The sequence below is a fragment of the Geobacillus thermodenitrificans subsp. thermodenitrificans DSM 465 genome (assembly GCF_000496575.1).
Classification (GTDB): domain Bacteria; phylum Bacillota; class Bacilli; order Bacillales; family Anoxybacillaceae; genus Geobacillus; species Geobacillus thermodenitrificans.
Genome location: NZ_AYKT01000055.1, coordinates 1 through 944 on the forward strand (window position 1 = coordinate 1; position 944 = coordinate 944).

1 protein-coding gene and 1 pseudogene are annotated in these 944 nt (G+C 30.7%); both read right to left on the reverse strand.

Annotated features, from left to right (window positions below; genetic code table 11):
• Positions 1-217 precede the first annotated feature (217 nt).
• Complete coding sequence (locus DSM465_RS0117905) at positions 218-568, reverse strand: hypothetical protein (protein ID WP_029761977.1); 351 nt, start codon at positions 566-568, stop codon at positions 218-220.
• Between the two features lie 5 nt (positions 569-573).
• Positions 574-944 (reverse strand): annotated as a pseudogene (locus DSM465_RS19200) (pre-toxin TG domain-containing protein); the annotation flags it as partial.

The following is a 944-nucleotide window of genomic DNA, read 5'->3' on the forward strand; positions in this document are numbered from 1 at the left end:
ATTCCTTCATATTGTCGGCGAGCGTTTGGTCTGTTTGATGCATCGCTACTTAGCTCTGTTATAAAATGAAAAAACCTTGAGAAGCTATAGTCACTGAAGGTTAGTATAGAAGCTTTTGATTTCTATTGATAACACTTAGATCTCAAAATTCAAAAATTGCTTTAAAAGAAAGTTATAAATGGTATATCAGTAAATATAAAATGTATTCCTAAACTTGTTATCTATTCTCTTCATCATACTCCAAAAATAGGTCTTGTAAATCTCCATTAATTGGTTCATTATTGTTGTTAATTGTCACTTTAAACTCAATATCCTCTTCTCCTATTGATACTACCCCATCTAACACCCCTAAAATATTAGATACAGCATCCACTTCTACTTGTTCGATTATTTTAAATAATATTTCTTTATTTTTATCTGATAGTTCCGAATAAAACATCAATGCTTCTTTCCAATAGGGGTCTGTAACTTCATTAATATCAGTATTATTGAATATATCTCGATAAAAATTACGATTTTCTTTTATAATTGACTGATGTAAAAGTTTAACAAACTCTTCTTTATTCATATATCTCATCTCCTTCTCATCTCTGGATACAATTGTTTATTTAATTCAATTAATTTTCGAAGTTGAGAATTAGGAATGTCTGGATATACTCTTCTTAACTCCATTATATCTCTTGCTAATAATTGTCTTGCACTCTCAATTCCTTTTGAACTTCTCGAAACTATTCCCCTAGGACCTTTTCTTGTATGTCCAGCTTTTGGTACTAATATTGCTGGTGCATTATTTGGATCATAATTTCGAATGAATTTTTTCATAATTACTTTTTGTCCAACATGATGTGCATCTAACCCCGGTACACCTTTTATTTCTTTATATAATCCTACATCATACTTACTAAATTTACCCGTACCCTTAGCACTCTTCCCAATCGCTCCCC

Excerpts from the sequence above, each read along its gene's own strand:
- DSM465_RS0117905 (WP_029761977.1), bottom strand. The coding sequence starts at position 568 with ATGAATAAAGAAGAGTTTGTTAAACTTTTACATCAGTCAATTATAAAA.